The organism is Xanthomonas sp. 10-10 (assembly GCF_040182365.1).
GTDB lineage: Bacteria > Pseudomonadota > Gammaproteobacteria > Xanthomonadales > Xanthomonadaceae > Xanthomonas > Xanthomonas arboricola_F.
Window position 1 is genome coordinate 1,064,760 of sequence record NZ_CP144460.1, and the last position, 25,743, is coordinate 1,090,502.

19 protein-coding genes are annotated in these 25,743 nt (G+C 67.1%); 16 read left to right on the top strand and 3 right to left on the bottom strand.

Annotated elements, in window-relative coordinates; all coding sequences use genetic code 11:
* The first annotated feature begins 7 nt into the window (after positions 1-7).
* From VZ068_RS04425 to VZ068_RS04465, 9 genes are all read left to right on the top strand, one after another.
* Entirely contained in the window at positions 8-1,300 is a 1,293-nt protein-coding gene (locus VZ068_RS04425) for a hypothetical protein (RefSeq protein WP_349657649.1), read from the top strand.
* Positions 1,282-2,250, top strand: a complete 969-nt coding sequence (locus VZ068_RS04430) for a glycosidase-like protein (RefSeq protein WP_349657019.1) — start codon at positions 1,282-1,284, stop codon at positions 2,248-2,250. Before VZ068_RS04425 ends, VZ068_RS04430 begins: the two co-directional genes overlap by 19 nt.
* A gap of 303 nt (positions 2,251-2,553) precedes the next feature.
* Complete coding sequence (gene pncB, locus VZ068_RS04435; RefSeq protein ID WP_349657020.1) at positions 2,554-3,735, top strand: nicotinate phosphoribosyltransferase; 1,182 nt, start codon at positions 2,554-2,556, stop codon at positions 3,733-3,735.
* Between the two features lie 190 nt (positions 3,736-3,925).
* Positions 3,926-4,381: a hypothetical protein gene (locus VZ068_RS04440; RefSeq protein WP_349657021.1), complete on the top strand. Its 456-nt coding sequence runs from the start codon at positions 3,926-3,928 to the stop codon at positions 4,379-4,381.
* Between the two features lie 28 nt (positions 4,382-4,409).
* Positions 4,410-4,907: a hypothetical protein gene (locus VZ068_RS04445; protein WP_349657022.1), complete on the top strand. Its 498-nt coding sequence runs from the start codon at positions 4,410-4,412 to the stop codon at positions 4,905-4,907.
* An 85-nt stretch (positions 4,908-4,992) separates the two neighbouring features.
* A complete protein-coding gene (bcsA, locus tag VZ068_RS04450) occupies positions 4,993-7,137 on the top strand; it encodes a UDP-forming cellulose synthase catalytic subunit (protein ID WP_259167684.1) in 2,145 nt (714 codons plus the stop codon).
* Positions 7,138-7,181: 44 nt separating this feature from the next.
* Complete coding sequence (gene bcsB / locus VZ068_RS04455; RefSeq protein ID WP_349657023.1) at positions 7,182-9,497, top strand: cellulose biosynthesis cyclic di-GMP-binding regulatory protein BcsB; 2,316 nt, start codon at positions 7,182-7,184, stop codon at positions 9,495-9,497.
* Positions 9,494-10,675, top strand: a complete 1,182-nt coding sequence (bcsZ, locus tag VZ068_RS04460; protein ID WP_349657024.1) for a cellulose synthase complex periplasmic endoglucanase BcsZ — start codon at positions 9,494-9,496, stop codon at positions 10,673-10,675. The genes bcsB and bcsZ overlap by 4 nt, the downstream gene beginning before the upstream one ends.
* Complete coding sequence (locus VZ068_RS04465) at positions 10,657-15,186, top strand: cellulose synthase subunit BcsC-related outer membrane protein (RefSeq protein ID WP_349657025.1); 4,530 nt, start codon at positions 10,657-10,659, stop codon at positions 15,184-15,186. Before bcsZ ends, VZ068_RS04465 begins: the two co-directional genes overlap by 19 nt.
* A gap of 212 nt (positions 15,187-15,398) precedes the next feature.
* Here VZ068_RS04465 and VZ068_RS04470 read toward each other — a convergent pair whose 3' ends face one another.
* Together VZ068_RS04470 and VZ068_RS04475 are read right to left on the bottom strand one after the other, a co-directional pair.
* A complete protein-coding gene (locus tag VZ068_RS04470) occupies positions 15,399-17,057 on the bottom strand; it encodes a PA domain-containing protein (protein ID WP_349657026.1) in 1,659 nt (552 codons plus the stop codon).
* Positions 17,050-17,463: a hypothetical protein gene (locus tag VZ068_RS04475; protein ID WP_259154894.1), complete on the bottom strand. Its 414-nt coding sequence runs from the start codon at positions 17,461-17,463 to the stop codon at positions 17,050-17,052. The genes VZ068_RS04470 and VZ068_RS04475 overlap by 8 nt, the downstream gene beginning before the upstream one ends.
* 635 nt (positions 17,464-18,098) lie before the next feature.
* Here VZ068_RS04475 and arsC point away from each other — a divergent pair.
* The gene (gene arsC / locus VZ068_RS04480) at positions 18,099-18,521 is read left to right on the top strand and encodes an arsenate reductase (glutaredoxin) (RefSeq protein ID WP_259154891.1); all 423 of its coding nucleotides are present in this window, start codon (positions 18,099-18,101) and stop codon (positions 18,519-18,521) included.
* A gap of 338 nt (positions 18,522-18,859) precedes the next feature.
* Complete coding sequence (gene def / locus VZ068_RS04485; RefSeq protein ID WP_046963719.1) at positions 18,860-19,375, top strand: peptide deformylase; 516 nt, start codon at positions 18,860-18,862, stop codon at positions 19,373-19,375.
* Positions 19,376-19,481: 106 nt separating this feature from the next.
* Here the strand turns inward: def and ettA are convergent, their stop codons facing one another.
* Entirely contained in the window at positions 19,482-21,143 is a 1,662-nt protein-coding gene (gene ettA / locus VZ068_RS04490) for an energy-dependent translational throttle protein EttA (RefSeq protein ID WP_005997279.1), read from the bottom strand.
* Between the two features lie 225 nt (positions 21,144-21,368).
* Here ettA and VZ068_RS04495 point away from each other — a divergent pair, with 225 nt between their 5' ends.
* From VZ068_RS04495 to ribD, 5 genes are all read left to right on the top strand, one after another.
* A complete protein-coding gene (locus tag VZ068_RS04495; RefSeq protein ID WP_349657027.1) occupies positions 21,369-21,884 on the top strand; it encodes an RcnB family protein in 516 nt (171 codons plus the stop codon).
* Between the two features lie 189 nt (positions 21,885-22,073).
* Positions 22,074-23,327, top strand: a complete 1,254-nt coding sequence (gene glyA, locus VZ068_RS04500) for a serine hydroxymethyltransferase (protein WP_349657028.1) — start codon at positions 22,074-22,076, stop codon at positions 23,325-23,327.
* Between the two features lie 101 nt (positions 23,328-23,428).
* Positions 23,429-23,953, top strand: a complete 525-nt coding sequence (nrdR, locus tag VZ068_RS04505) for a transcriptional regulator NrdR (RefSeq protein ID WP_005997276.1) — start codon at positions 23,429-23,431, stop codon at positions 23,951-23,953.
* A gap of 4 nt (positions 23,954-23,957) precedes the next feature.
* Entirely contained in the window at positions 23,958-24,434 is a 477-nt protein-coding gene (locus tag VZ068_RS04510) for a GNAT family N-acetyltransferase (RefSeq protein WP_349657029.1), read from the top strand.
* The gene (gene ribD, locus VZ068_RS04515; RefSeq protein ID WP_349657030.1) at positions 24,431-25,525 is read left to right on the top strand and encodes a bifunctional diaminohydroxyphosphoribosylaminopyrimidine deaminase/5-amino-6-(5-phosphoribosylamino)uracil reductase RibD; all 1,095 of its coding nucleotides are present in this window, start codon (positions 24,431-24,433) and stop codon (positions 25,523-25,525) included. The genes VZ068_RS04510 and ribD overlap by 4 nt, the downstream gene beginning before the upstream one ends.
* Positions 25,526-25,743 lie beyond the last annotated feature (218 nt).

The following is a 25,743-nucleotide window of genomic DNA, read 5'->3' on the forward strand; positions in this document are numbered from 1 at the left end:
GGTGGCCGTGGTGGCGTTGTCGCTGCTGAGCCAGCCGTTGTTGGTGCAGTCGCTGGGCGCTGTTGCACCGACCACCACGCCCGGCATTGGTGTGCCGGCCAGCGGGTTGCTGGCATGGGCGGTGGATCTGGCGTTGCACCGTTGGGATCTGCCGTTTCAGGTATGGCCGTTCCTGGCGGTGGCTGCCAATGCGCTGTTCCTGTCGTTGCTGTGGCGCGATCTGGCTGGCGTGTTCGGGCGCGGCTGGGCCAGCGGGCTGACGTTGCTGGTGGGTTGCAACCCGCTGTTCCTGCTGCCGATCGCCGCGGGCGGCAGTCAGGCCGTGGGCCTGCTGGCGTTCTACGGCTTGTGCCGCACGCTGCGCCGCCTGCAGGCGCCGGTGGAAGCCTTCACCTACCTGCGTATCGCCGGGTGGCTGTGCATCCTGCTGTGCCTGGATCTGCAGACGTTGGCGTTGTCGACGATGGTGGCGCCGTGGCTGCTGCTGGTGATGCCGCCGCAGATGTTGCGCAAGGCGCCGGGCTCGTTTTACCTGGTGTGCTATCTGCCGTTTGCGTTTCTGGTTGGCATGTGGGCCTACGTCAATCTGACCGTGTTCAACGCGCCGTGGCCGACCTTGTCGAGCATCGGGCACGCGGCCAGTCCGCTGCCATTGCCGCTGGCCGAGCAGGCCGAAGGCTGGTTGCCGGCGGTGCGTTGGGGCGTGGCGGCGGTGGCCTGCTTCCCGGTGTTGGCGTTGGTAGCGCGGGCGCACAACGCTGCGCTGATGCGTGGCGTTGTGGCCAGCGCCGGCACGGTGATCTGTGCGGCCGCACTCTCGTTCGCGCTCGGCTGGGCCGGTTTCGATGCCTTGTTGCTACTGTGGGTGCCGGCGGCCTTGTTGCTGCGCGCCCTGCAGGCCGACCAGCGCAGTCAGGCTGCGGGATTGCTGCTGCTCGGCCTGATCGGCGCGGCCTGGGTGCAACCGCAGGGCTGGGGCAGCTGGATGCGTGCGGCGCCTGCCGACGAACAGTCGCTGCTGCGGGGCGAGGCGGTGGTCGTGGCCGCGCCGGTGTCGCTGCCGGTCGCGCGCGTGGCGACGCCGGCCGCTGCGGCCGCAGTGACCCCGTTGGCCGAGGCGGATGCGGCGATCCAGGCGCATGTGGCAGCGCAGCTGAGCGCCGCCGCGCCAGCCGGCCCTGCAACCGCCACCGCGCTTCAGCCGGACGTGGGTAACGCAAGGTTGCATACGGGCAAGTGCGTGCAGGGCAGTGCAGCGCCCACCAGCGAGGTGTCCGCCGCATGTTCAAGCGCGTTTTAATTCTCGCGGCGTTGCTCGCCGTGTGCCTGCTGGCCAATGGCTGCAACGCGGCCGCGCCGATGTGGATGGGTGCCAACGTCAAGGTCTCCGCCAATGCGCCGTGGCAGAGCGCTGCCGCTGCGCAGTCGCTGGATGCGCTGGCTGCCACCGGTGCGCGCAAGGCGCTGCTGGTGGCCTTCGTCTGGCAGGCGAACCCGCAGTCGAACGACCCGGTGCTGGGCAGCGACAGCAGCCTGGATGCGATGCGCGCAGCGCTGCGGCAGAGCCATCGTTCCGGCCTGCAGCCCACGCTCAAGGTGCACGTGTGGGTGCCCGGTCACTGGGCCGGCGAGGTGGCGCCTGCCGATCAGGCCGCCTGGTTTGCGGCGTATCGACAGGCGCTGCTGCCGCTGGCGCAGCTGGCCGAAGACGAACACGCCGAGGCGCTGGTGGTCGGCACCGAACTGCGCAAGCTGCAGGACGCACCGCAATGGCCAGAGTTGGTCGCGGCGGTGCGCAAGGTCTATCGCGGCAAGCTGCTGTACGTGGCCGACGGGATGGAGCATGCAGAAACCTTCCGTTACTGGTCGCTGTTCGACGCGGTCGGCACCAGCCTGTATCCGCGCCTGTCCGACGCTGCCGGCGCGCGCGCTGCGGAAATGACTGCCGCCGCGCAGCGCCTGCAGGATCTGGGGCAACGCGTGGGCAAGCCGGTGTGGGTGGCCGAACTGGGCCTGCGCTCGGCGCGCGGCAGCCTGGCAGCGCCCTGGGAAAGCCCGGAGCAACGTACCGCCGCAGTGGATACCCGCCTGCAACTGCAGGTGCTGCAGCAGTGGCGCACCGTGTTGCAGGCCCATGGCGTGGACGGCATTGCGCTGTGGTGCTGGTACACCGACCCTGCCGCCGGCGGCCCGGGCGACAGCGACTTCACCGTGCAGGGCAAGCCGGCGCAGCAGGTGCTGGCACGTTGATGCATCGACGGGCGGCCGTGCCTGGCGACTAGCCGGCGCGGCCTTTGCGGGTGGTCATCCTACTGTGCAGGCGCTCGGGGAGTGGATCTGCGATCGGTGGCCTTGTGGAGCTGACTGGCGCCGCTGGTGCGTGGCACCGAACAGCCGATGGCCCCATTCGCTCCCGCGGACACCCTCGAAACTTCGACCTGGCCAGCGTGCCGGAGCGTGCGCCCTGGGCGCAGGGCGGGTGCATCGCGGCCGGCGCTCAGGTCATGCCCAATGCACGCGCGGCCACCGCCGCTGCGGGCATAATCCGGCCGCATGATCATCCATTCGCTGCTCGACACCGACCTGTACAAATTCACCATGATGCAGGCGGTGCTGCATCAGCATCCGGCCGCGCAGGTCGAGTACCGCTTCAAATGCCGCACGCCGGGCGTGGATCTGGCGCAGTTCATCGATGAGATCTCGCGCGAGATCGATGCCTTGTGCCGGCTGCGCCTGCGCGAGGACGAGGTGGACTACCTGCGCAGCCTGCGTTTCATCAAGCCGGACTTCGCCGACTTTCTGGCGCTATTCCATCTGGACCGCAAGTATCTGCAGCTGTCGGCGTCGGCCACCCACCCGGGCGAGATCGAACTGACCATCCGCGGCCCGTGGCTGCACACCATCCTGTTCGAAGTGCCGCTGCTGGCGATCATCAACGAGGTGTGGTTCCGCAACACCTCCGAGCCGGATTTCGAAGAGGGCCGCAGCCGCCTGCGCGCCAAGGTGAGCAGCCTGCGCAACATGCCGGCCGGCTGCAAGATCGCCGACTACGGCACCCGTCGCCGTTACTCGCGGCACTGGCACGGCGAGCTGCTGCCGCTGCTGCGCGATGGCCTGGGCGAGCAGTTCGTGGGCACCAGCAACGTGTATTTCGCCAAGCACTACGGGCTGACCACGCTGGGCACGATGGCGCACGAATACCTGCAGGCATTCCAGGCGCTGGGGCCGCGGCTGCGCGACAGCCAGGTCGCCGCGCTGGAATCGTGGGCGCGCGAGTACCGTGGCGATCTGGGCATTGCGCTGTCGGACATCGTGGGGCTGGACGCGTTTCTGCGCGATTTCGACCTGTATTTCTGCAAGCTGTTCGACGGCATGCGCCACGACTCCGGCGACCCGTTCGAATGGGGCGAGCGGGTGATCGCGCACCTGGAAGCCCACCGCATCGATCCCAAGACCAAGGTGCTGGTCTTCAGCGATGGCCTCAACATCGACAAGGTGATGCGCCTGTACGCGCACTTCCACACCCGCTGCCGGCTGGCGTTCGGGGTGGGCACCAGCCTGACCAACGACCTGGGACCGACGCCGTTGCAGATCGTCATCAAGATGGTCCGCTGCAACGGCCAGCCGGTGGCCAAGCTCAGCGATTCGCCGGGCAAGAGCATGTGTGAGGACGCCGGCTACCTGCGCTACCTGCGCGACGTGTTCGGTCTGCCGCCGATGCCCGAAGGCGCCTGACCGGGGGCGGCAACGACTGACGCAGGCCGGCATTAACTGCCAAAAAGTATGTGCCGCTGTCAGGGAATGCCCGGAAAAGTGAGATGCATCTCTCAATCGCTGGTTGGCAAACGTTAACATTGGCATCACGCTTGCATCACTTTTGGTGCAACCGTCGTATGTGACGTCCCTCCCTCGCGAAGCCTGTTGAATGCCTGCACTCGACCCCTTGTCGCTGTACCGCACGCGGAGCTGCTCCCGACAGTGGCTGGGCTTTGTGCGGGCGATGGCCGAGGAGTTCGGCGCCGCGCTGCCCGAGCATGACCTGGCCACCTTGATGGCCCGGATCGGCCGCCGCTTCGCGCGCGAGCACAGGCTGGCACCCTGCATCGCGCTGGACCAGGTGCAACAGGCCGCCAACGCGATCTGGGACAGCTGCGACTGGGGCCGGTGCACGATGGACGAACACCCGGACCATGTGCAGATCCGGCATGGCGGTGCGCCGTTGAGCGTGGCGCTGGACGGGGCCGCATGGAGCGATGGTTTCCTGCAGGGTGTGTATGAGGGATGGTTCCAGCAATTGGGGATGCTGGCAGGGCTGGCGGTGCAGAGCGCGCCAGCCGATACCGTCGATCTGCGCCTGTTTGTGTTGGCGCGGACGGCATGACCATGTGCGATCGGGCAAGGGGACTGTGATGGCACCGAAGAACACCAAAAACGCGCAGGGACACGACGATGTCTCGGGCCTGTTCGCGCGTCTGGGGACGCAGGCGAGCGAGGGATATCACGATTTTGCGTACACCCAGCTGCCGCCGCGCAAGCCGGGCATGACGCCTGCCGAGGCGCCGGCAACGGGGCAGGCCGCGCCGGCTGCGCGGGAGGCTGTGGTGGCGCCGGGGCACGTGCCGGCAGCACCCTCAGTTGCGGCGGTCGCACCAGGCGCGCCGCTTGCCGACCGACCGTCGCCTGAGATGCACGTCGCAGCACCCACCGACCGGACAGCCAACGGATCGCCGGGCGATGCGCTGGCGCCGCTGCGCAAATTGCGGCAGCGCGATGAGCCCGGCGTGCGCGCATCGCCGCCGCCGGAGCGACCGGCGCAGACACCGCTGGAACAACTGTTCCAGCGCCTGCTGCAGGCCGACGCGCGCAGCTCTGCGCATAGCCCGCTGCAGCGCCTGCGCTCGCGTTGACGCCTCACTTCCGTCCTTCCCGGCAAGCGCGTCAGGCGATTGCCGCTGCGTTGCCGCACGTCTGCCACGTTTCCAGGATTGCCCGATGACCACAGCCCGCCTTCGTTCCGCATCACCGTTGCCCACGTTGGCAACCTGGGCGCTGTGGCTGCTGGGTGGCCTGCTGCTGGTGTTCGTGGTGGCCGTGCCGATGGATGTCACCCAGCAGATGGTGTTTTCCGGTGTGCTGTTCGCGGTGGCGCTGGCGGTGCGCAACCGTGGCGGGCGGGTGGTCATCCTGATGATGATGAGCATGTCGCTGGCGGTGTCGTGCCGCTACATCTGGTGGCGCACGACCCAGACCATGGGCGTGGGCAGCGCGGTGGATTTCATTCTCGGCCTGGGCCTGCTCGGCGCGGAGCTGTATGCATTCGTGATCCTGGTGCTCGGCTATTTCCAGGTGCTGTGGCCGCTCAATCGCAAGCCGGCGCCCTTGCCTGCCGACCAGAGCCTGTGGCCGAGCGTGGACGTGTTCATCCCCACCTACAACGAGCCGTTGTCGGTAGTGCGCACCACCGTGCTGGCCGCCAGCGTGATCGATTGGCCGGCCGGCAAGATCACCATCCACCTGCTCGATGACGGACGCCGCGACGAGTTCCGCGAGTTCTGCGCCGAGGTCGGCATCAACTACGTCACCCGCACCAACAATGCGCACGCCAAGGCCGGCAACATCAATGCGGCGTTGAAGAAGTGCAGCGGTCAATACGTGGCCATCTTCGATTGCGACCACATCCCGACCCGCTCGTTCCTGCAGGTGGCGATGGGCTGGTTTCTGCGCGACACCAAGCTGGCGCTGGTGCAGATGCCGCACTACTTCTTCTCGCCGGATCCGTTCGAGCGCAACCTCGATACGCACGGCAAGGTACCCAACGAAGGCGAGCTGTTCTACGGCCTGTTGCAGGATGGCAACGACCAATGGAACGCCACGTTCTTCTGCGGCTCGTGCGCGGTGATCAAGCGCACCGCGCTGGAAGAGGTCGGCGGTGTGGCGGTGGAAACCGTGACCGAAGATGCGCACACCGCGCTCAAATTGCAGCGTCGCGGCTATCGCACCGCGTATCTGGCGGTGCCGCAGGCGGCGGGACTGGCCACCGAGAGCCTGTCCGGGCATGTGGCGCAGCGCATCCGCTGGGCGCGCGGCATGGCGCAGATCGCGCGCATCGATAATCCCCTGCTCGGTCGCGGGCTCAAGCTGTCGCAGCGGCTGTGCTATCTCAACGCGATGCTGCACTTCTTCTACGGGCTGCCGCGCATCATCTATCTCACCGCGCCGCTGGCGTACCTGTTCTTCGGCGCGCATGTGATCCAGGCGTCGGCGTTGATGATCCTGGCCTATGCGCTGCCGCACATCCTGCAGGCCAATCTGACCAACCTGCGCGTGCAGAGCCGCTTCCGCCATCTGTTGTGGAACGAGGTCTACGAGACCACGCTGGCCTGGTACATCTTCCGCCCCACGCTGGTGGCCTTGCTCAATCCCAAGCTCGGCAAGTTCAACGTCACGCCCAAGGGCGGGCTGGTGGCGCGCAGTTATTTCGATGCGCAGATCGCCAAGCCGTATCTGTTCCTGCTGCTGCTCAATGTGGTCGGCGTGATCGCCGGCGTGCTGCGGCTGATCTATGTCGGCGGCAGCGGCGAGCAGCAGACGATCTGGTTCAACCTGGCCTGGACGCTCTACAACATGGTGCTGCTCGGCGCCACGATCGCCACGGCCAGCGAAACCCGCCAGGTGCGCAGCGCGCACCGTGTGCCGCTGGATATCCCGGTCAATCTGTACCTGCCCGACGGCGGGGCGCTGGCATGCCGCTCGGTGAATTTTTCCACCGGCGGCATGGCGATCAAGCTCGCGCAGCCGCAGCCGATCGAACCCGGCCTGGCGGTGCAGATCGGACTCAGTCATCGCGGCATCGAGCAGACCTTGCCGGCCGTGGTGCGGCAGGACCGCGATGGCCAGGTCAGCGTGCAGTTCACCGCGATGTCGATGGAGCAGGAGCGCTGGCTGGTGGCGTCCACCTTTGCGCGCGCCGATATCTGGTTGTCGCAATGGGGTCAGCACGATCGCGATTCGTTCTGGCGCTCGATGGGTCAGGTCTTGGCGGCCAGTGCGCGCGGGTTCGGGCGCCTGGGCCGGCATATGGTGGATAGCACGCGCCAGGGGTTCCGTCCGGCGCGCGCGGTGGATCTGGAGTCGTGAACGTGATGCGTGGTAGTTCCCTTTCCCCTGCAAAGAAACAACTGATGCGAATGTCCCCGGCGGTGTTGACCTGCGCGCTCACGCTTCTGGCCGGTCTGGCGCAGGCGCAACAACCCGTGCCGGCTGCGCAGGCCGACGGCGATGCGCAGAGCGCGGCGGCAACAGCGATCGCACCTGCGGCGCCGGCACCGCTGCCCGCCGGCAGCACGCGCGCGGCAACGCTGCGCGATCTCGGCATCGATTACGAAATCACCTTGCGCGGCGTGCAGGGCAGTGCCGGTGTGCCCTTCAGTGTGCGTAGCGATGAAATCGTCACCGCCGCCACGCTCAACCTGAAATACAGCTACTCGCCATCTCTGCTGCCGGACCTGTCGCACGTCAAGGTCACCATCAACGGCGTGACCGTTGCGACCTTGCCCACCGACAAGGCCAACGCCGGCAAGCTGCTCTCGGCCGATCTGCCGGTCGATCCGCGGCTGATCACCGACTACAACCAGCTCAACCTGCAACTCATCGGGCATTACACGCGCGAGTGCGAAGACCCCGACCACAGCAGCCTGTGGGCGAATGTGGACGCGGCCACCAGCCTGTCGTTGACCACCACGCCGCTGGCGCTGGCCAACAACCTGGCGCTGCTGCCGGTGCCGTTTTTCGATGTGCGCGATACGCGGCGTCTGGAGCTGCCGTTCTATTTCCCGCAGCAGCCGGATATGGCGACGCTGCAGGCCGCCGGCACGGTCGCCTCGTGGTTCGGCACCCTGGCCGGGTATCGCGGCGCGGTGTTCACGGCCTCGACCAGCGCCCTGCCGGCCACCGGCAACGCGGTGGTGTTCGCCACGCCCGACACCTTGCCTGCGCAGTTCGCCACCGCCGACAGCGGCGTGGCCGATATCCGCGGGCCGACGGTTGCGGTGGTGGTCAACCCGACCGATCCCAACGGCAAGCTGCTGCTGGTGCTTGGCCGCAACACCGACGATCTGCAACGCGCGGCTACCGCGCTGGCGCTGCGCGCGCCGTTGACCGGTGCGGTGGCGCGGATCGGCGAGATGTCCGCGCCGACGCCGCGTCGGCCGTACGACGCGCCCAAATGGGTTTCCAGCGAGCATCCGGTGCGCTTCGGCGACCTGGTCACCCAGTCAGGCGCGCTCAACGTCACCGGCTATCACCCGGACCTGATCCGGGTCGGTCTGCAACTGCCGCCGGACCTGTTCGTGTGGGAGCGCGACGGCATTCCGGTGGCGCTGAAGTACCGCTACACGCTTCCGGAGCAGGACAACAAGTCCGCGCTCAATGTCAGCATCAACGAGTCGTTCGTGACCACGCTGCCGCTGACCGGCCGCCCGTTCGCCGAATCCACGCCGATGCGCTGGTGGAACAGCCTGGGCACGCGCGGCAGCATGCCGGTGCATCAGGATCTGAAACTGCCGGTGGGCGCGTTTTCGGCCAATAGCCAACTACGCTTCCATTTCTTCTTCGATCGCCCGCAAGGCGAGGCCTGCAAGAACACCTTCCCGGATGTGTCCGGCGCCATCGATGCCGATTCCACCATCGACCTGAGCGGCTTCCACCACTACATGGCGATGCCGAATCTGGCTGCGTTCGCCAATGCCGGCTACCCGTTCACGCGGCTGGCCGATCTGTCCGAATCGGCGATCGTGTTGCCCAACAACCCGGGCGACCAGGATCTGGGCAACGTGCTGACCTTGCTCGGCCGGTTCGGTGCGTCCACCGGCTACCCGGCGCTGCATGCGCAGATCATCGCCGCCAGCGCGGTGCAGCAGCATGCCGATCGCGATCTGTTGCTGCTGGGCAGCGCCGAGTCGCAACCGCTGTTCAAGCAGTGGCGCGCGCAGCTGCCGGTGGGCCAGGACGGGCAGAATCGCCGCATCGGCCTGACCGATTGGCTGTTCGACAAACTGCCCGGTTTTCTCTCGTTCGACGCGCGCCGCACCGACCTGCCGACCACCACCGACATCGCGTTGCAGCCGCAGCCCGACGACGTGTTGCTGATGGGCTTCGAATCGCCGTTGAAATCCGGCCGCAGCGTGGTCGCGTTTCAGACCGAAGACCCGGCCAACATGAATCGTCTGTTCGATGCCTGGTTCGACCCGGCGTTGCTCAAGGATTTCCAGGGCAGCGTGGTGTTGTTGCAGCAGAAGAAGGTCACCAGCCTGGTCGGCAACCAGACCTATTACGTGGGCCACCTGCCGTTGCCGACCTGGCTGCGCTGGTACTTCTCGCATCACCCGGTCTGGCTGGCCTTGACCGTGGTGCTGCTGGCGCTGCTGCTGGCACTGGCCGCGCGCGTACTGCTGCGCCGGCACACCGCCGAGCGCCTCAACGACGGCCACGGCGCATGAACGCGCACACGCGCGGCAGTGTCATGACGCGCCGCGGCCTGCTGCGCGCCGGTGCGCTGGCGTCGCTGGCCGCGCTGTTGCCGGCCGGCGCGACGGCGGCACCCGCACAGTGCGGCGCCTGGCCGCTGTGGAACGCATTCGTGTCCAAGCACATCCAGCCCGACGGCCGGGTGGTGGACTTCCTCAACGCCGATCAACGCTCCACCTCCGAAGGCCAGTCGTATGCGCTGTTCTTCGCGCTGGTGGCCAATGACCAGGTGCTGTTCGACAAGGTACTGGGCTGGACCCGGCACAACCTGTGCGGTGGCCGCCCGGATCTCAATCTGCCGGCCTGGTTGTGGGGCCGCGATGGCAGCGGCGACTGGCGCGTGCTCGATGCCAATACCGCCAGCGATGGCGAGTTGTGGATCGCTTACGCCTTGCTGGAAGCCGGCCGGCTGTGGAACCGCCCCGGTTACGGCAAGGCCGGCCAGCAGATCCTGCAACTGATGCGCACCCAGGAAGTGGCTGCGCTGCCTGGCCTGGGGCCGATGCTGTTGCCCGGCCGCAGCGGCTTTGTCGAACCCGGCCGCTGGACGCTCAATCCCAGTTATCTGCCGATCCAGGTGCTGCGCCGCTGCGCCAACGCCGACCCCAAGGGGCCGTGGGCGGCGATCGCCGCCAACGCGGCGCGCGTGCTGCGCGACAGTGCGCCGGTCGGCTTTGCGCCGGATTGGACCGTGTGGGACGGCAAGGCCTTCGGTGCCGATCCCAAGCGCGGCAATCTCGGCAGCTACGATGCCATCCGCGTGTACCTGTGGGCCGGCATGCTGGACGCCGGCGAGCCGCTGCGCGCGAAGTTGCTGCAGGATTTGTCCGGCCCGGCCGACCTGCTCGCCGCAGGCACCGCGTTTGCCGAAAAGATCGACACCGCGCGCGGCGTGGGCACTGGCACCGTGCCGGTGGGGTTTTCCGCCGCGTTGCTGCCGTATCTGAGCGCGCTGCGGCAGCCTGCGCTGCTCAAGGCGCAGGCGCAGCGGATTCCGCTGGCCGCCACACCGGCCGCCGCAGCGCTGCCGTATTTCGAACGCACGCTGGCCCTGTTCGGACAGGGCTGGCTTGAGAACCGCTACCGCTTTGCCGCAGACGGGCGCCTGCTGCCCGCCTGGAGAACGCCTGCATGCTCCGCAAAAACCTGACGCCGCTCTACCTGGCCGGCATGATCGACCTGTGCCTGCTTGCCTGCCCGGTGCACGCGCAGACCAGCGCGACCCAGCAACTGGTCGGGCAGGGCAACTACTGGCACGACCAGGGTCGCGACGACCTGGCCGCCGACACCTGGAAAAAGCTGCTCGGCATCGACCCGGACCAGCCCGATGCCTTGCTCGGCCTGGCGCAGATCGACCTGGCGCAGGGCCGCCAGTCCGAAGCGCGCAAGCGCCTGCAGCAACTGGAAGCGGCGCATCCGCAATCGCCGCAGGCGCAGCGCCTGCGTGTGGCGATCGGTGCGCGCGGCAGCGCCACTGCCGGCGAAGATCCCAACCTGCGCAATGCACGCCGCGCCGCCGCGGCCGGACGTTATGTGGAAGCCGCGCGCAGCTATGAAGCCGTGTTTGCCGGCAAGGCGCCGCCGCCCAATCTTGCGCTGGAGTACTACCAATCGTTGGCCGGCACGCCAACCGGTTGGGAGCGTGCGCGCGACGGGCTGCGCAGGCTGCAGGCCAGCGACCCGGCCAACCCGTCCGTGCAGCTGGCGCTGGCCCAGGTGTTGAGCTACCGCGAGCCCACCCGTCGCGAAGGCATCGCGCAATTGCGCGCGCTGGCCCAACGCGCCGATGTCGGCGGCCCGGCACGCACCAGCTGGCGCCAGGCGTTGCTGTGGCTCAACGCCAGCACCACCGATGCACCGCTGTACCAGGCATTTCTGGCCGGTACGCCGACCGATGCCGACGTGACCGCCAAGCTCGGTCAATTGCGCGAACAACGCGCGGCTGCTGCCGCTGCGCCCGCCGACCCCAACGGCGTCGCGCTCAGCGAAGGTTTTCGCGCGCTCAATGCCGGCAATCTGAGCACGGCCGAACAACGCTTCACCCAGGTGCTGCGCGCCCGCTCGCGCGACCCGGAAGCATTGGGCGGCCTGGGCTCGGTGCGGCTGCGTCAGCAACGCTTTGCCGAAGCGCAGGAGCTGCTGCGCCCGGCCGCGGCCAGCAGCGGCAAATGGAAAGGTGCGCTGGACAGCGCGCGCTACTGGCAACAGCTGCAGCAAGCCGAAGCCACGCGCGCGCGCGGAGACATCGCGCAGGCACGCCAGTTGGTGGAGCAGTCGGTGCAGTTGCTGCCCAACGAGCCGGCAGGCCATGTCGCGCTGGGCGGTTTGCAAAGCGCCAGCGACCCCGTCGCGGCCGAAGCCAGTTATCGCAAGGCGCTGTCGCGCGATGCCGATAACGCCGGCGCCTTGCAGGGCCTGGTCGGGCTGTACAGCCGCCAGGGCCGCATGACCGAAGCCAGCGAATTGTTCAATCGCCTGCCGGCTGCCGAGCGCGCCAAGTCCGGCGGGCAAGCCTTGCTGCGTTCCAACGTGCAGCGCGCCCGCGCGCGGCAATCGCTGGAGGCCGGCGATGCGGTCAGCGCGCAGGCCGAGCTGGAAGCGGCCATGGTCGAACGTCCCGGCGACGCCTGGATTCGCCTGGATCTGGCCCGTCTGTATCAACAGGCCGGCCGCCCAGATCAGGCGCGCAGCGTCATGGATGGCCTGCTTGCCGTGCACGGGGACCAGCCCGAAGCGCTGCACGCCAACGCCTTGCTCGCGCAGGAAAGCGGCGACTGGCAGGGTGCGTACGACAGCCTGGATCGCATTCCGGCGGCCGCGCGCACGCCGGAAATGACCCAGCTGCGCACCATCGCCTGGATCGAACTGCAGGCACGTCAGGCGCGGCTGCTGGTGGAGCAGGGCAGGGTTGGCGAGGCGCAGCAGTTGCTCGCGCGCACCGAAACTGCGCTGGGCAACCAGCTCGACGATCCGCAGTTGCTGGCCAGCCTGGCCGGCGCGCATGCCGACGCCGGCAACGCCTCGCGCGCGCTGGTGCTGGCGCAGCGCCTGGTCACCGGCGCCAATCCGCGCACCGAAGACCGCCTGCAATATGCCGGCGTGCTGCTGCGTGCGCATCAGGATGCGGAATTGTCGGCAGTGCTGCGCCAGCTGCAATCCACCACCATGACGCCGGAACAATTGCGCCGCTATCAAACCCTGCGCAGCGCCTACACGCTGCGCCAGGTGGATGCCTTGCGCGAGCTCGGCAATCTGGAAGGCGCCTACGATGCGCTGTCGCCGATCCTGGCACAGCAACCGGACAACCGCGACGCCCAGGCGGCACTGGCACGGCTGTATGCCGCCGCCGGCGATCAGCGCCAGGCGCTGGCGATCTATCAGCAGATCCTGCAGCGCCACCCCAACGATCTGGACACGCTCACCGCCGCCGCCAACAGCGCCGCCGCGCAGTCGGATCTGCGCAACGCCGAGAGTTATCTGCAGCGCGCGCTGGCGCAGGCGCCGGAGTCGCCGGAGGTGCTGGCCGCCGCCGGACGCGTGTATCGCAGCGCCGGCAAGAACCGCAAGGCCGAGCAGTATTTCCGCGCGGCGCTGGCTGCGCAGCAACGCCAGGCCGGTCAGCTCGATAACGGCCTGCCGGGCGCACGTGGCCCGGCAGCGGTGGCCTCGGCCGGTCGGCCGCTCAATCCGTTCTCCGGCATGACCGGCGCCATGCCGCGCTCGCCGGCGGTGCTGTCCGAGCGCATGGATGGCGCTGGCAAGTATGGCGAGGTTGCGCCGCTCGCCGCGTCGCCGGCCTCGGCCCGGTTCGCCGCGGTTGCGCCGGCCGGTGCATCCGTGGACACCGGTGGCGATGTGTTGCCGCAACCGGTCAGCGCCAGCGTCGCGCCGGCCATGCTGCCTGTGCCCGGCAGCCGCCCGCGCGGATCGGCACGCGACGAAAGGCTGCTTGCCACGCGCGCTGCCGCACCGATCGGCGCGGACGCCGGCCCGCGCCTGACAAGACCTGCCGCCCAGGCGCTACCGCCGGCCGGTAGCGGTAACAGCGTGCTCGACGAACTGCGCGCCGTGCAATCGGAAAACAGCGACAACCTCGCCGGTGGCGCGCTGTACCGCTCGCGCGATGGCGAAGACGGCCTGGGTCGCCTGGACGACATCGAAATGCCGGTGCAGGCCGAGTTCGCGGTGGGCGAAGGCAAACTCGGCGTCACGCTGACCCCTACCGTGGTGGATGCCGGTACGCTGACCACCGATTACGCCACGGCCAGTCGCTTCGGCGCCGGCCCGCAGACAGCAGTCAACGACGCGCTTGCCGCCGACCGCAGCCCGATCGACACGCTGACCGGTTCGGCGGTGTATCAGTTGCTCGCCACCCAGGGCGATAACGTCGCCACGCGCGAACGCCTGCGCCGTTATGCCTTGAATACCGGGTTGTTCGGCGAGCTGCTGACCGAAAACAACAACAGCACGCCGGCTGCGTTGGCCGCGCTGGCCAACGAACCGCTGCCGGCGTATTTGCTCAGCGTCAACGCGTCCAACACGCCGATTGCGCAGCTGGCGCGCGACATCCTCGGCAATACCGCGATCAGCGAACAGCTGGCCGCTGGCGATGGTGCCGCGTTGCAGGCGCTGGCCAGCAGCTCCGCCGCCGCGCAACAGACGCCGACTTCGCTGGCGGCCACGCTCAACAGCATGGCCGCCACCGGCAACGGTGCGCGCCGGCTCAGCCAGGACGACACCGGCGTGGGTGTGGGCGTGCGCTATCGCAACGGCGGTTTCAGCGCCGACGTGGGCAGCACGCCGATCGGGTTCCAGGAGCAGAACATCGTCGGTGGCGTCGGCTATCGCGGCGACCTCGGCGAGACGGTGAGCTGGTCGGCCGATGCGTCGCGGCGCGCGGTGACCGACAGCGTGCTGTCGTTCGCCGGCGCGCAGGATGCGCGCAGCGGCCGCGAATGGGGCGGCGTCGCCAGCAACGGCATCGCGCTCTCGGCTACCGCCGATAACGGCCTGCTCGGTGGATATGCCAATCTCGCCGCGCACCGCTTGACCGGTCACAACGTGGCCGACAACGACCACCGCCAGGCCGACCTGGGCTTCTACGTGCATGCACTGGAAACGCAGAATCAATCGCTGACCGCCGGCGTCAACCTGACCGCCATGCAGTACGACAAGAATCTCAGCGGCTTCACCTACGGCCACGGCGGTTACTTCAGCCCGCAGGAGTATGTGGACCTTGGCTTCCCGGTGCACTGGAGCGGCCGCAGCGCGGGGCAGAGCGTCAACTGGAAGGTCGATGCCAGTGTGGGCGTGCAGCATTTCAAGACCGATCCAACGCCGTATTTCCCCACCGACCCGACCCTGCAACAGGCTGCTTACGATGCCGCATCGCTGGCGGCGCTGCTGGGCCTGGTCGACCGCTACACCGACCCGGTATATGCGGGCGAGAGCCGCACCGGCGTGTCGTACAACCTCAGTGGCGCAGCCGAATGGCAGGTGGCCCCGCAGCTGTTTCTGGGTGGGCGCATGACCTTCAATAACGCACGCGACTACAACCAGTTCAGCAGCAATCTCTATCTGCGCTTTGTGATGGATCGCCTGGGCGCCGCACTGGGCCGCGCACCGCAGGTGCTGACCTCGCCGTACGCGGCGGATCGCTGAGGCGGCGGCACTGGCGGTTCGCTCTCGCAGCGGGCACTCGCCGCTGCATGCGGGCCGGGCGATGCATGCCTGCGGCCCTGCTGTGTGGGCGCACGCCTGTCACGGTCGTGCATCGATCTTGCGAGCGGCGTGCGGCGCACCGCCCCGCACCACATAAACGAACGGCGCCTTTCGGCGCCGTTCGCATCCCCATCAAGTGACGCGCGCTCGCCTCAGGGGCGAACCTTGGTGGCGCAGATGAAAGTCGCCGCCTGCTGCACGCGGCTGATCGCACCCTGGTCTTCCAGTTCGCGGATGTGATCGTTCATGCAGGTCAGATAGCCGAAGCGGTTACCGGCATTCTGCGTCTTGCACAGGCTGCTCTCGGCGGTCAGGTTTGCACCGACGATCAGACCGCCGGTTTCCACCGTCGGCACCAGCGTGTTGCAGTTACCCAGCCGGGTCAGGCCGCGGTTCAAGGTCCAACCGATATCGGCGAACATCGCCGGGGTCAGGTCGATGTTCAGATGCGCTTGCACTTCCGGCGTATCGAACGGCTCCATCAGCGCGTTGGGCTGCAGGTCGGTATCGAAGTGCGAGAACGTCGAGCCACCGGCCACCACGCTGGGTGAATACAACCGCGTGCGGCCTGCGGTGTCGGTGCCCTGCAGCAGGTCCGGGTCCTCGTACAGGCCTGCCACCACTGCGCTGGCACCCTTGAGTCGCGCGCCATCGGCCTGCGACACCATGATCGCCGGGATGGTGATGTCGGTGATCGGCGGCGCGGCATTGCCCATGGTCTGCACGCCGGCGGCGTTGTTGGCCACGATCACGCCGACCGCACCGTTGAGCTGGGCGTTCTTGACCTTGATCGCGAACGCGCAGGTGCCGCGGTCGATCAGCGCCACCTTGCCGGCCACCTCGGCCGCATTGACGAACGGGGTTTCGCAGCCATCGGTGGCCGAGGGGGCCGCAGCGCCGTCGTTGATGGTCACCACTGCGCGCGCCGGGAAATTACCGGCGGTGGCCAGCGGCCCGAAGCTGGCAAAGCCCACTTCGAACTTGCCGGCCGCAGCGGCCGGCGCGCTGACCTGCAGCAGCGTGCGCGGGTCCAGGATCAAGGCTGCCTCGCGGTTGACCCGCGTGCCGGCCCACACCGTGCGGCCGGGCGTACGCATCGCTTCGGCGCGCAAGGCGTTGGTCATGGTCGGGTCGTCGAAACGCTTGTTCTGCACGTTATCGAAGGCCTGCGAGGTGTACACGTCGGTCAGCCCGCTGCCCGAGCCGAGCACGCCGGTGGTCTTGTTGAGGAACCCGGCAGCGCCCAAGCCGTGGCCGATTTCGTGCATCACCACGTTGAGGAAGTTGATCTGGCCTTCCGGGGTCTTGCCGTCCAGGCCCAGGTACCAGCCCGAACCGGCCAGGCAGTCGTCCTTGCCCAGGTCGCCGTTGAATTGCGAAAACACGTCGGCCGGATCGGCCGGATCCGGTACCAGGTCCTGGCCGGCGATCGCGTCGCCCAGCGCGGACGGATACAGCGTATTGGCCTTGGCGCCGGGGAAGTTGTTGACGATCCAGTTCGGCCCTGCCTGGCCCAGCGTGCCGCCGGTGGCGGTGCAGGTCAGCCGCGCGAACGAGGCATAGACCTTGATCTCGACGTTGCTCTGCAGCACCGCGCCCCACAGGTCCATGGCGTACTGGTAGGCGATGCGACGCTGTTCGCCGACCGAGCGCCCGGGATTGCCGCCCAACGGTGCGGCGGTGGTGGGGTCGTTCAACCCAACCACGGTGCCGGCATCGCCATTGATCAGCGTGACGTTGGCGGCGCTTGCACGCAGTGGCGCGATCGCCGCAGCCACGGCCAGAGACAGCAGCAACAAGGGCTTATTCATGCGGCAGCGCTCCGTGCTCGGCGTGGGCGGGTTGGGTGTCGGCGTCGTCGCTGTGCTCGATCACGATGCGGCCATCGGCCTGGCGGGTCGCGGTCAGCGAACTCATTTGCGTGGCCGGCAACTTGCGCGCCACGGTGCCATTGGGCAGGCGGCGCTCGGTGGCACGGGCGGCCGCCTCGGTTTGCGGCACCGTCGTGCGCGTTGCCGCACTGCGGGCAGCCGAACCGGCCTGCTGGTCCAGCGCCGCGCTCTCGGCGTCGGTCAGCGGGCGCAGCTTGCCGGTGACGGGATCGATACCGACCTTGGAACTGCTGGTTGCAGCCTCTTGCGCCATGGCCAAGGCCGGCAGGCAGAGGACGCACAACACACCGGACAGCATCCATCCGGGCTTACGAACGCTCATCATCGTTGGGGTTTCCTTGAGTCCAACAGGGAAAAGGGACGCCGTGCAGACACCGGCATCGGGGGAATCCTTCCGTTTCAGTCTGTTCATGACTGAATCATGAATCCGTGATGTGTGTCAATCTTTTGACATGTGGCGCGCTGAATGCGAAGCGATAGCCTGAAACGGTTATCGGTGCACTTGCGTCGGGGGAATTCTTAGGGATTCAGCGGTGGCTGGTACCCGGATCGGCCAGATTTTTGACGCGAGCCAACTGGGCCGGAAGCCACCCTTGTCCCCTCGGGAGAAGGTGCCCCGAAGGGGCGGATGAGGGTACGAGCGAGGCCTGGTTGTGGGTGAGCGCAGGTATTCAAGTGCACCTGAGCTTCGCTTCGGACCCTCCCCCAACCCCGTTACCGACGGGAGAGGGCCTTAGTCCACCCCGGCCAGCGGTCCGGTCCGCGCAAACAGCGCGGTTGCAACGATGCCCGCAAGCCGTGCGTTTGTGCGTTGTCGGAGAGATGCTCATGCCTGCACCTGCACCTGCACCCGCATCGGCATCAGCGCTTTCTGTGCGTGCCTTGCGCTGACTCTGCGACAGCGCGTTGCATTGGACCTCGACGCGTTACAGTCGCGGCTACTCCGCGCACCAAGTCCCCATGTACGCCGTCATCTATCACAACCCCGCTTGCGGCACGTCGCGCAACACGCTGGCGCTGATCCGGCATGTCGGCATCGAACCGCAGATCATCGAGTATCTGCAGTACCCGCCAGACCGGCAGACGCTGCAGGCGCTGATTGCCGATGCCGGCCTGTCGGTGCGCGATGCCCTGCGCCAGAAGGGCACGCCGTATCTGGAGCTGGGACTCGACAATCCCGCGCTGGATGACGCCGCACTGCTGAGCGCGATGCTCGCGCATCCGATCCTGATCAATCGCCCGTTCGTGCAGACCTCGTTGGGTACGCGCCTGTGCCGTCCATCCGAGCAGGTGCTCGACCTGTTGCCAGCGGCCACCGGCGCATTCGTCAAGGAAGACGGCGAACGCGTGCTGGACGAAACCGGCCAGCGCATCGGCGCCTGAGCGCGGCAGCGATCGTGGTCATCACTGCGCCGCTACCGGTCCTGCGTCTGCCGCGCTAAGCGCATCCACTGAATCGGTAGCGCCATGACCGCGCACAACTGATCGGCGTTTGACGTCGACGCCATCGCCGGCATGGACTGCACCGCTACCACCCCGTGTCTACCGCGCTGGAAGCGACCAACGGAGCGACTGTCTGACCACAGGCAGACGCGGCCGGTGCCAGGGCGTCAGGTAGCGCTCGTACACTCCGACTGGCGCCGTCCACACCTGCCTGGCAGCCGCTCGCCAGCGTGTGGTGGCCGTTCTAAGATCGTCGTATCGTTTTGAGGAGCATCGACGTGATTCGCGAGATTATCCGCATGGGCGACAAGCGCCTGCTGCGCGTGGCGCCACCGGTGACCGACCTGGGCAGTGCCGACTTGCATGCCTTGGTGGCCGACATGTTCGAAACCATGGACGACGCACGCGGCGTTGGTCTGGCCGCGCCGCAGATCGCGGTGGACCTGCAATTGATGGTGTTCGGTTTCGAAGTCAGCGAGCGTTATCCGGACGCGCCCACGGTGCCGCGCACGGCCTTGGCGAACGCGCAGATCGAGCCGCTGTCGGACGAGATGGAAAACGGCTGGGAAGGCTGTCTGTCGATTCCCGGCCTGCGCGCGGTGATCCCGCGTTACCGCCACATCCGCTATCGCGGTTTCGCCCCCGACGGCAGCCCGATCGAACGCGAGGCCGAAGGCTTCCACGCGCGCGTGGTGCAGCACGAATACGACCACCTGGTTGGCCGTCTGTATCCCTCGCGGATCGAAAACTTCGACACCTTCGGTTTCGAAGACGTGTTGTCCTACGACCTGTAGCGCAGCGCTCGCGCTGCGCGTCTCATCTTCTGCGGCGGCACGGTGGAGGCGAGACGGCACTGCACCTCGGATGTAAAAAGGGCGCCGTTCGGCGCCCTTGTCGTACTTACTTCAGCGCCTTGAAGCGCAGACGCTTGGGGCCTGCGTCATCGCCCATGCGGCGGCGCTTGTCTTCTTCGTACTCGCGGTAGTTGCCCTGGAAGAACTCCACGTGCGACTCGCCTTCGAACGACAGGATGTGCGTGGCGATACGGTCGAGGAACCAGCGATCGTGCGAAATCACGAAGGTGTTGCCCGGGAACTCCAGCAATGCATCTTCCAGCGCACGCAGCGTTTCGATGTCCAGGTCGTTGGACGGTTCGTCGAGCAGCAGCACGTTGCCGCCCTGCAGCAGCGTCTTGGCCATGTGCAGACGACCGCGCTCACCACCGGAGAGCGAGCCGACCATCTTCTGCTGGTCCTGGCCCTTGAAGTTGAAGCGGCCGATGTAGGCGCGCGACTGGATCTCCACGCCGTTGATGTTGAGGATGTCCAGGCCGCCTGCGATTTCCTGGAACACGTTGTGGTTTCCTTCCAGCGCGTCGCGGCTCTGGTCCACATAGGACAGCTGCACGGTGGGGCCGACCACGATTTCGCCGGAATCGGGCTTTTCCTGGCCAGTGATCATCTTGAACAGGGTCGACTTACCGGCACCGTTGGGGCCGATGATGCCAACGATGGCGCCGGGCGGCACGATCATCGACAGGTTGTCGATCAGCAGGCGGTCGCCGAACTTCTTGGAGACGTTCTTGAACTCCATCACCGAGTTGCCCAGGCGCTCGCCCGGCGGGATGAAGATTTCATTGGTCTCGTTGCGGCGCTGGTAATCCACCGACTGCAGCTCTTCCAGGCGGGCCAGACGCGCCTTGCCCTTGGTGCGCCCGCCCTTGGCGTTCTGGCGCGACCATTCCAGTTCCTTCTGGATCGCCTTCTGGCGTGACTTTTCCTGGTTGTCTTCCTGCTTGAGGCGCTCGTCCTTCTGGGTCAGCCAGTCGGTGTAGTTGCCCTTCCACGGAATGCCGCGGCCGCGGTCCAGTTCCAGGATCCACTCGGCGGCGTTGTCCAGGAAGTAGCGATCATGGGTCACCGCCACCACGGTGCCGGTGTAGCGCGCCAGGAACTGTTCCAGCCACTCCACCGACTCGGCGTCCAGGTGGTTGGTCGGTTCGTCGAGCAGCAGCATGTCCGGCTTCTGCAGCAGCAGGCGGCACAGCGCCACGCGGCGCTTTTCGCCACCGGACAGCTTGCCGACGATGGCGTCCCACGGCGGCAGGCGCAGCGCGTCGGCGGCCACGTCCAGCTGGTTTTCCAGGGTGTGCGCATCGCCGGCGGCCAGGATCGCCTCCAGGCGCTCCTGTTCCTTGGCCAGCGCGTCGAAATCGGCGCCTTCTTCGGCATAGGCCAGGTACACCGCATCCAGCGCGGCCTGTGCCTGCAGCACGTCGCCTACGCCTTCTTCGACCGCTTCGCGCACGGTGTGCTCGGGGTTGAGCTGCGGCTCCTGCGCCAGGTAGCCGACCTTGATGCCGGCCTGCGGACGGGCTTCGCCCTCGAAATCGGTATCCACGCCGGCCATGATCTTCAGCACCGTGGACTTGCCCGCGCCGTTCAGGCCCAGCAGGCCGATCTTGGCGCCCGGGAAAAAGCTCAGCGAGATGTCCTTGATGATCTGCCGCTTGGGCGGGACCACCTTGCTGACGCGGTTCATGGTGTAGATGTATTGCGACATGGGTGCTCCGTGGACGCAGGCAGCCCACCGGCCGGGGCCGGAGGCAGCGGAAAAGGGATTGCGCCGATTATACGGGCAAGCGCCCGGGGCCGCGCCGGGTGGAATCTAGCTAAACCGCAGCCTACCTACTACCTGAATAGGGATTTTCGTAACCGATTCCAGCAAGAATGCGTTAAGGCGGGCAGCGCCTTAATGAAATTGCGACATCGCAAACAGGAGCTGGTCATGAACCGCAAACGCATCGTCACTGTTGTGCTTTCTTCCATCCTGGCGCTGGGCTCCGTGGCTCCGGCAGCGTTTGCCGACGACTGGGGCCGCGGCCACGATCGTCGTGGCCACGACCGCGACGATCGTCACGACCACGACCACGGCCGCGATCGCCGTGGCGACTGGCGCAACGATCGCCGCGACTGGCGGGACGATCGTCGCGACGATCGCCGTTACTACAGCAGCGGCTACCGCGAGGGCTATCGCGATGCCCGCTATCAGGACCGTCGCTACGACCGCAACCGGGTCTATGTCTACGATCGCCCCAGTTACTACCGCGCCGGCCCGCCGCCGCGCCCGTACTGGGCCCGCGGCCAGCGTTACCACGGCCCGGTCTATGTGATCAACGACTACGACCGCTACAACCTGCGCCGCCCGCCGTATGGCTACCGTTGGCAGCGCGACAACACCGGCAATCTACTGCTGGTCGCCATCGCCACCGGTGTGATTGCCGACCTGGTCCTCAACAACTGAGCAGGCCGCCGGCCGCTCGCCGAGCAATCGGGCCAGTCATCACGCAAAGGCGCACTCCGGTGCGCCTTTGTCGTTTGCGTGGCGCGCCGACCGATCGGGCCCATGCCCGCCAGCCGCGCGATTGGTCACCCGTGCGGCGGGGGCTTACAATCGGCGGCCCTACTGGCTGCAGCTGCCCCGGAGTTTCGAATGTTCTCGCGCGACGTCCGACTGGAAACCTACGACCCCGAACTGGCCAAGGCCATTGCCGCTGAAGTCGGCCGCCAGGAGGATCACGTCGAACTGATCGCCAGCGAGAACTACTGCAGCGCCCTGGTGATGGAAGCCCAGGGCAGCCAGCTGACCAACAAGTACGCCGAAGGCTATCCGGGCAAGCGCTACTACGGCGGTTGCGAGTTCGTCGACATTGCCGAGCAACTGGCGATCGACCGCATCAAGCAGGTGTTCGGCGCCGACTACGCGAACGTGCAGCCGCACAGCGGTTCGCAGGCCAATCAGGCGGTGTATCTGGCGCTGCTGCAGCCCGGCGACACCATCCTGGGCATGAGCCTGGCCCACGGCGGTCACCTGACCCACGGTGCCAAGGTCAACGTCTCCGGCAAGCTGTTCAACGCGGTGCAGTACGGCGTCAACGAGCAGGGCCTGATCGATTACGACGAGGTCCAGCGCCTGGCGACCGAGCACAAGCCGAAGATGGTGGTGGCCGGGTTCTCGGCCTATTCGCAGAAGATCGACTGGGCGCGTTTCCGCGCCATCGCCGACAGCGTCGGTGCGTATCTGTTCGTGGACATGGCGCATGTGGCCGGCCTGGTCGCCGCCGGTGTGTACCCCAGCCCGCTTGAGCATGCGCACGTGGTCACCTCGACCACCCACAAGACCCTGCGCGGCCCGCGCGGCGGCATCATCGTGGCCAAGGGCGCCAGCGAAGAACTGCAGAAGAAGCTGCAGTCGATCGTGTTCCCCGGTATCCAGGGCGGCCCGCTGATGCACGTGATCGCGGCCAAGGCGGTGGCGTTCAAGGAAGCGCTGGAGCCGGAGTTCAAGACCTATCAGCAGCAGGTGGTCAAGAACGCCCAGGCGATGGCCAACACGCTGATCGCGCGCGGCTACAAGATCGTGTCCGGCGGCACCGAAAATCACCTGATGCTGGTGGACATGATTGGCCGCGATGTTTCCGGCAAGGATGCAGAGGCCGCGCTCGGCAAGGCGCACATCACCGTCAACAAGAACTCGGTGCCCAACGACCCGCGCTCGCCGTTCGTCACCTCCGGCCTTCGCCTGGGCACCCCGGCGATCACCACGCGCGGTTACAAGGAGCAGGACAGCATCGACCTGGCCAACTGGATCGCCGACGTGCTCGACGCCCCCAGCGACGAAGCCGTGCTGGCCAAGGTGCGTGACGCAGTGACCGCGCAGTGCAAGAAGTATCCGGTGTATGGCTGAGACGGGAATGGGGAATAGGGAGACGAGAATGGTAAAAGCAACGCTGCGATAGCTCTGCTGTTCCGATTCCCTATTCCCCTCTCCCTATTCCCGGACTTCCGATGCACTGCCCCTTCTGCCAGCACAACGACACCCGCGTGATCGATTCGCGGGTGTCCGAAGACGGCACGACGATTCGTCGGCGCCGCGAATGCGAGGCCTGTGGCGAGCGTTTCAGCACGCTGGAAACCATCGAGCTCAAGCTGCCCACCGTGGTCAAGAGCGACGGCGGGCGCGAGGCCTTCGATGCCCGCAAGCTGCGCACCAGTTTCGACCGCGCGCTGCAGAAACGCCCGGTGTCCGAAGAACAGATCGAAGCGGCGGTCCGCGCGGTGGTGCATCAGCTGCGCATGTCAGGCGAGCGCGAAGTGGGCTCGCTGCGGGTGGGCGAATACGTCATGGTGGAGCTGCGCAAACTCGACCATGTGGGCTATGTGCGGTTCGCCTCGGTGTATCGCAGCTTCCAGGACGTGGCCGACTTCCGCGAAGAAATCGAAAAGCTCGAGCGCGAGCTTCCGGTAGGCAGCGAGCAACTGCCGCTGCTGGAAGCGGCGCTGGAACGCGCCGGCAAACCCGGCAAGCGCTGAGCGCATGCGCATCGCCTGCGTGGCGGACACGCCAGAGCATCTGCCCGCCATCGCACAGGTGCATCTGCAGGCCTTCGGCAGCCTGTTGCCGGACTGGACGTTCGATGAAGCGTTGAGCGAACTGCGCAGGCATACGCGCGATGGCGTGATTCCCACCACCTGGGTCGCGCTCGATCCGTCGCACTGGCTCGGTTCGGTCAGCCTGCTGGAGAACGACGACGACCGCATCCGTCAATGGTCGCCCTGGCTGGCATCGCTGTACGTGCAGCCGCAGGCGCGCGGGCGGGGCATCGGCCAAGCACTGGTGGCGCACTGCGTGCGCGCCGCCGCGCAATTGCGTGTGCCGCTGCTGTATCTGTATTGCCAGCCGGCGCTGGTGCCGTTTTATCGGCGACTGGGCTGGCACGCGCATGCCGAGCTGTTGCTTGGCCCGATGCAGATCGTGGTGATGGCCATCGCGCCCGAAGGAGCAAGGCAATGAAGGTGACGGCCGACGACCACCGCTGGATGGCACAGGCGCTGCGCCTGGCAGAACGTGGTGCATACACCACGCGGCCCAATCCGATGGTGGGCTGCGTGATCGTGCGCGATGGCGTGTGCGTGGGCGAAGGCTTCCATCAGCGGGCCGGTGGCCCGCATGCGGAAGTGTTCGCGCTGCGCGCCGCTGGCGAGCATGCACGTGGGGCGACTGCATACGTGACATTGGAGCCATGCGCGCATTACGGGCGCACGCCGCCGTGCGCACTGGCCTTAATCGAAGCAGGCGTGGCGCGCGTGGTTGCGGCGATGGCCGACCCGTTTCCGCAGGTCAACGGCGGTGGCTTTGCACTGCTGCGCGAGGCCGGGATCGAAGTGGTCGCAGGTGTGCTGCAGGCGCAGGCGCGCGAACTCAATCGTGGGTTCCTCTCGCGGGTAGAGCGTGGGCGCCCGTGGCTGCGGGTCAAGCTGGGCGCCAGCCTGGATGGGCGCACTGCGCTGGCCAACGGGCACTCCAAGTGGATTACCGGTGCGCACGCACGTGCCGACGTGCAACGCTGGCGTGCGCGTGCCGGCGCCATCCTGACCGGTGCCGGCACGGTACTGGCGGACGATCCGGCGATGACGGTGCGCTTGGGCGATGACACGCCCTTCGTGCCGCCGTTACGGGTCGTGCTGGACGCGCGCTTGCGCACCCTGGAGTGCGGGAACATTCGCCAGGGCGATGCGCCGACGCTCTATCTGCATGGCCATGCAGATAGAGCGCCGTCGCTGCAGAGTGCCGAATTCGTCGGGATGCCACTGCAGGAAGGGCGTCTGGATCCGGGAGCGGTGCTGGCGCTGCTGGCCGAGCGCGGGATCAACGAGGTACATGCAGAGGCCGGCGCAACGCTGAGCGGCGCGCTGCTGCAAGCCGGCCTGGTCGACGAACTGCTGGTCTACATGGCACCGGTGCTGCTGGGCGATACCGCCAGACCGCTGCTGGCCGGGCTTGGCATCGATACCATGGCGCAACGTCGCGCTCTGCATCTGGCCGATGTGCGCCAGCTTGACCAGGATCTGCGGCTGCGCTATCTGCCTGGTGTCGTCGAATGAATGCTGGCTATGGCGCAAGGGAACGTTACGGGATGCTGTTCCTGTAGTGCACGTGTTCTGCAAGCGTTGAAGCCTGAGTGGGGGGCGTTACCCAATTCCTGGCCTGCCCGGGGCAGCGCAGGTGCGAAGCAGGCAAGCGGTGCAGGCGACGGGTGAACAACTGCCGACCAATGTGTGCTCTCAGGCCTCTACAGACGAAACCCACCTTTCTTCACGTA

What these genes read in the sequence shown, in the direction of transcription:
- bcsB (WP_349657023.1), top strand. Translation starts at nt 7,182, where the DNA reads ATGCGAATGTCCCCGGCGGTGTTGACCTGCGCGCTCACGCTTCTGGCC.
- pncB (WP_349657020.1), top strand. Translation starts at nt 2,554, where the DNA reads ATGATCATCCATTCGCTGCTCGACACCGACCTGTACAAATTCACCATG.
- arsC (WP_259154891.1), top strand. Translation starts at nt 18,099, where the DNA reads ATGTACGCCGTCATCTATCACAACCCCGCTTGCGGCACGTCGCGCAAC.
- VZ068_RS04470 (WP_349657026.1), bottom strand. Translation starts at nt 17,057, where the DNA reads ATGAATAAGCCCTTGTTGCTGCTGTCTCTGGCCGTGGCTGCGGCGATC.
- VZ068_RS04445 (WP_349657022.1), top strand. Translation starts at nt 4,410, where the DNA reads ATGGCACCGAAGAACACCAAAAACGCGCAGGGACACGACGATGTCTCG.
- VZ068_RS04495 (WP_349657027.1), top strand. Translation starts at nt 21,369, where the DNA reads ATGAACCGCAAACGCATCGTCACTGTTGTGCTTTCTTCCATCCTGGCG.
- VZ068_RS04465 (WP_349657025.1), top strand. Translation starts at nt 10,657, where the DNA reads ATGCTCCGCAAAAACCTGACGCCGCTCTACCTGGCCGGCATGATCGAC.
- VZ068_RS04475 (WP_259154894.1), bottom strand. Translation starts at nt 17,463, where the DNA reads ATGATGAGCGTTCGTAAGCCCGGATGGATGCTGTCCGGTGTGTTGTGC.
- VZ068_RS04510 (WP_349657029.1), top strand. Translation starts at nt 23,958, where the DNA reads ATGCGCATCGCCTGCGTGGCGGACACGCCAGAGCATCTGCCCGCCATC.
- bcsZ (WP_349657024.1), top strand. Translation starts at nt 9,494, where the DNA reads ATGAACGCGCACACGCGCGGCAGTGTCATGACGCGCCGCGGCCTGCTG.
- bcsA (WP_259167684.1), top strand. Translation starts at nt 4,993, where the DNA reads ATGACCACAGCCCGCCTTCGTTCCGCATCACCGTTGCCCACGTTGGCA.
- VZ068_RS04430 (WP_349657019.1), top strand. Translation starts at nt 1,282, where the DNA reads ATGTTCAAGCGCGTTTTAATTCTCGCGGCGTTGCTCGCCGTGTGCCTG.
- VZ068_RS04440 (WP_349657021.1), top strand. Translation starts at nt 3,926, where the DNA reads ATGCCTGCACTCGACCCCTTGTCGCTGTACCGCACGCGGAGCTGCTCC.
- glyA (WP_349657028.1), top strand. Translation starts at nt 22,074, where the DNA reads ATGTTCTCGCGCGACGTCCGACTGGAAACCTACGACCCCGAACTGGCC.
- ribD (WP_349657030.1), top strand. Translation starts at nt 24,431, where the DNA reads ATGAAGGTGACGGCCGACGACCACCGCTGGATGGCACAGGCGCTGCGC.
- nrdR (WP_005997276.1), top strand. Translation starts at nt 23,429, where the DNA reads ATGCACTGCCCCTTCTGCCAGCACAACGACACCCGCGTGATCGATTCG.
- ettA (WP_005997279.1), bottom strand. Translation starts at nt 21,143, where the DNA reads ATGTCGCAATACATCTACACCATGAACCGCGTCAGCAAGGTGGTCCCG.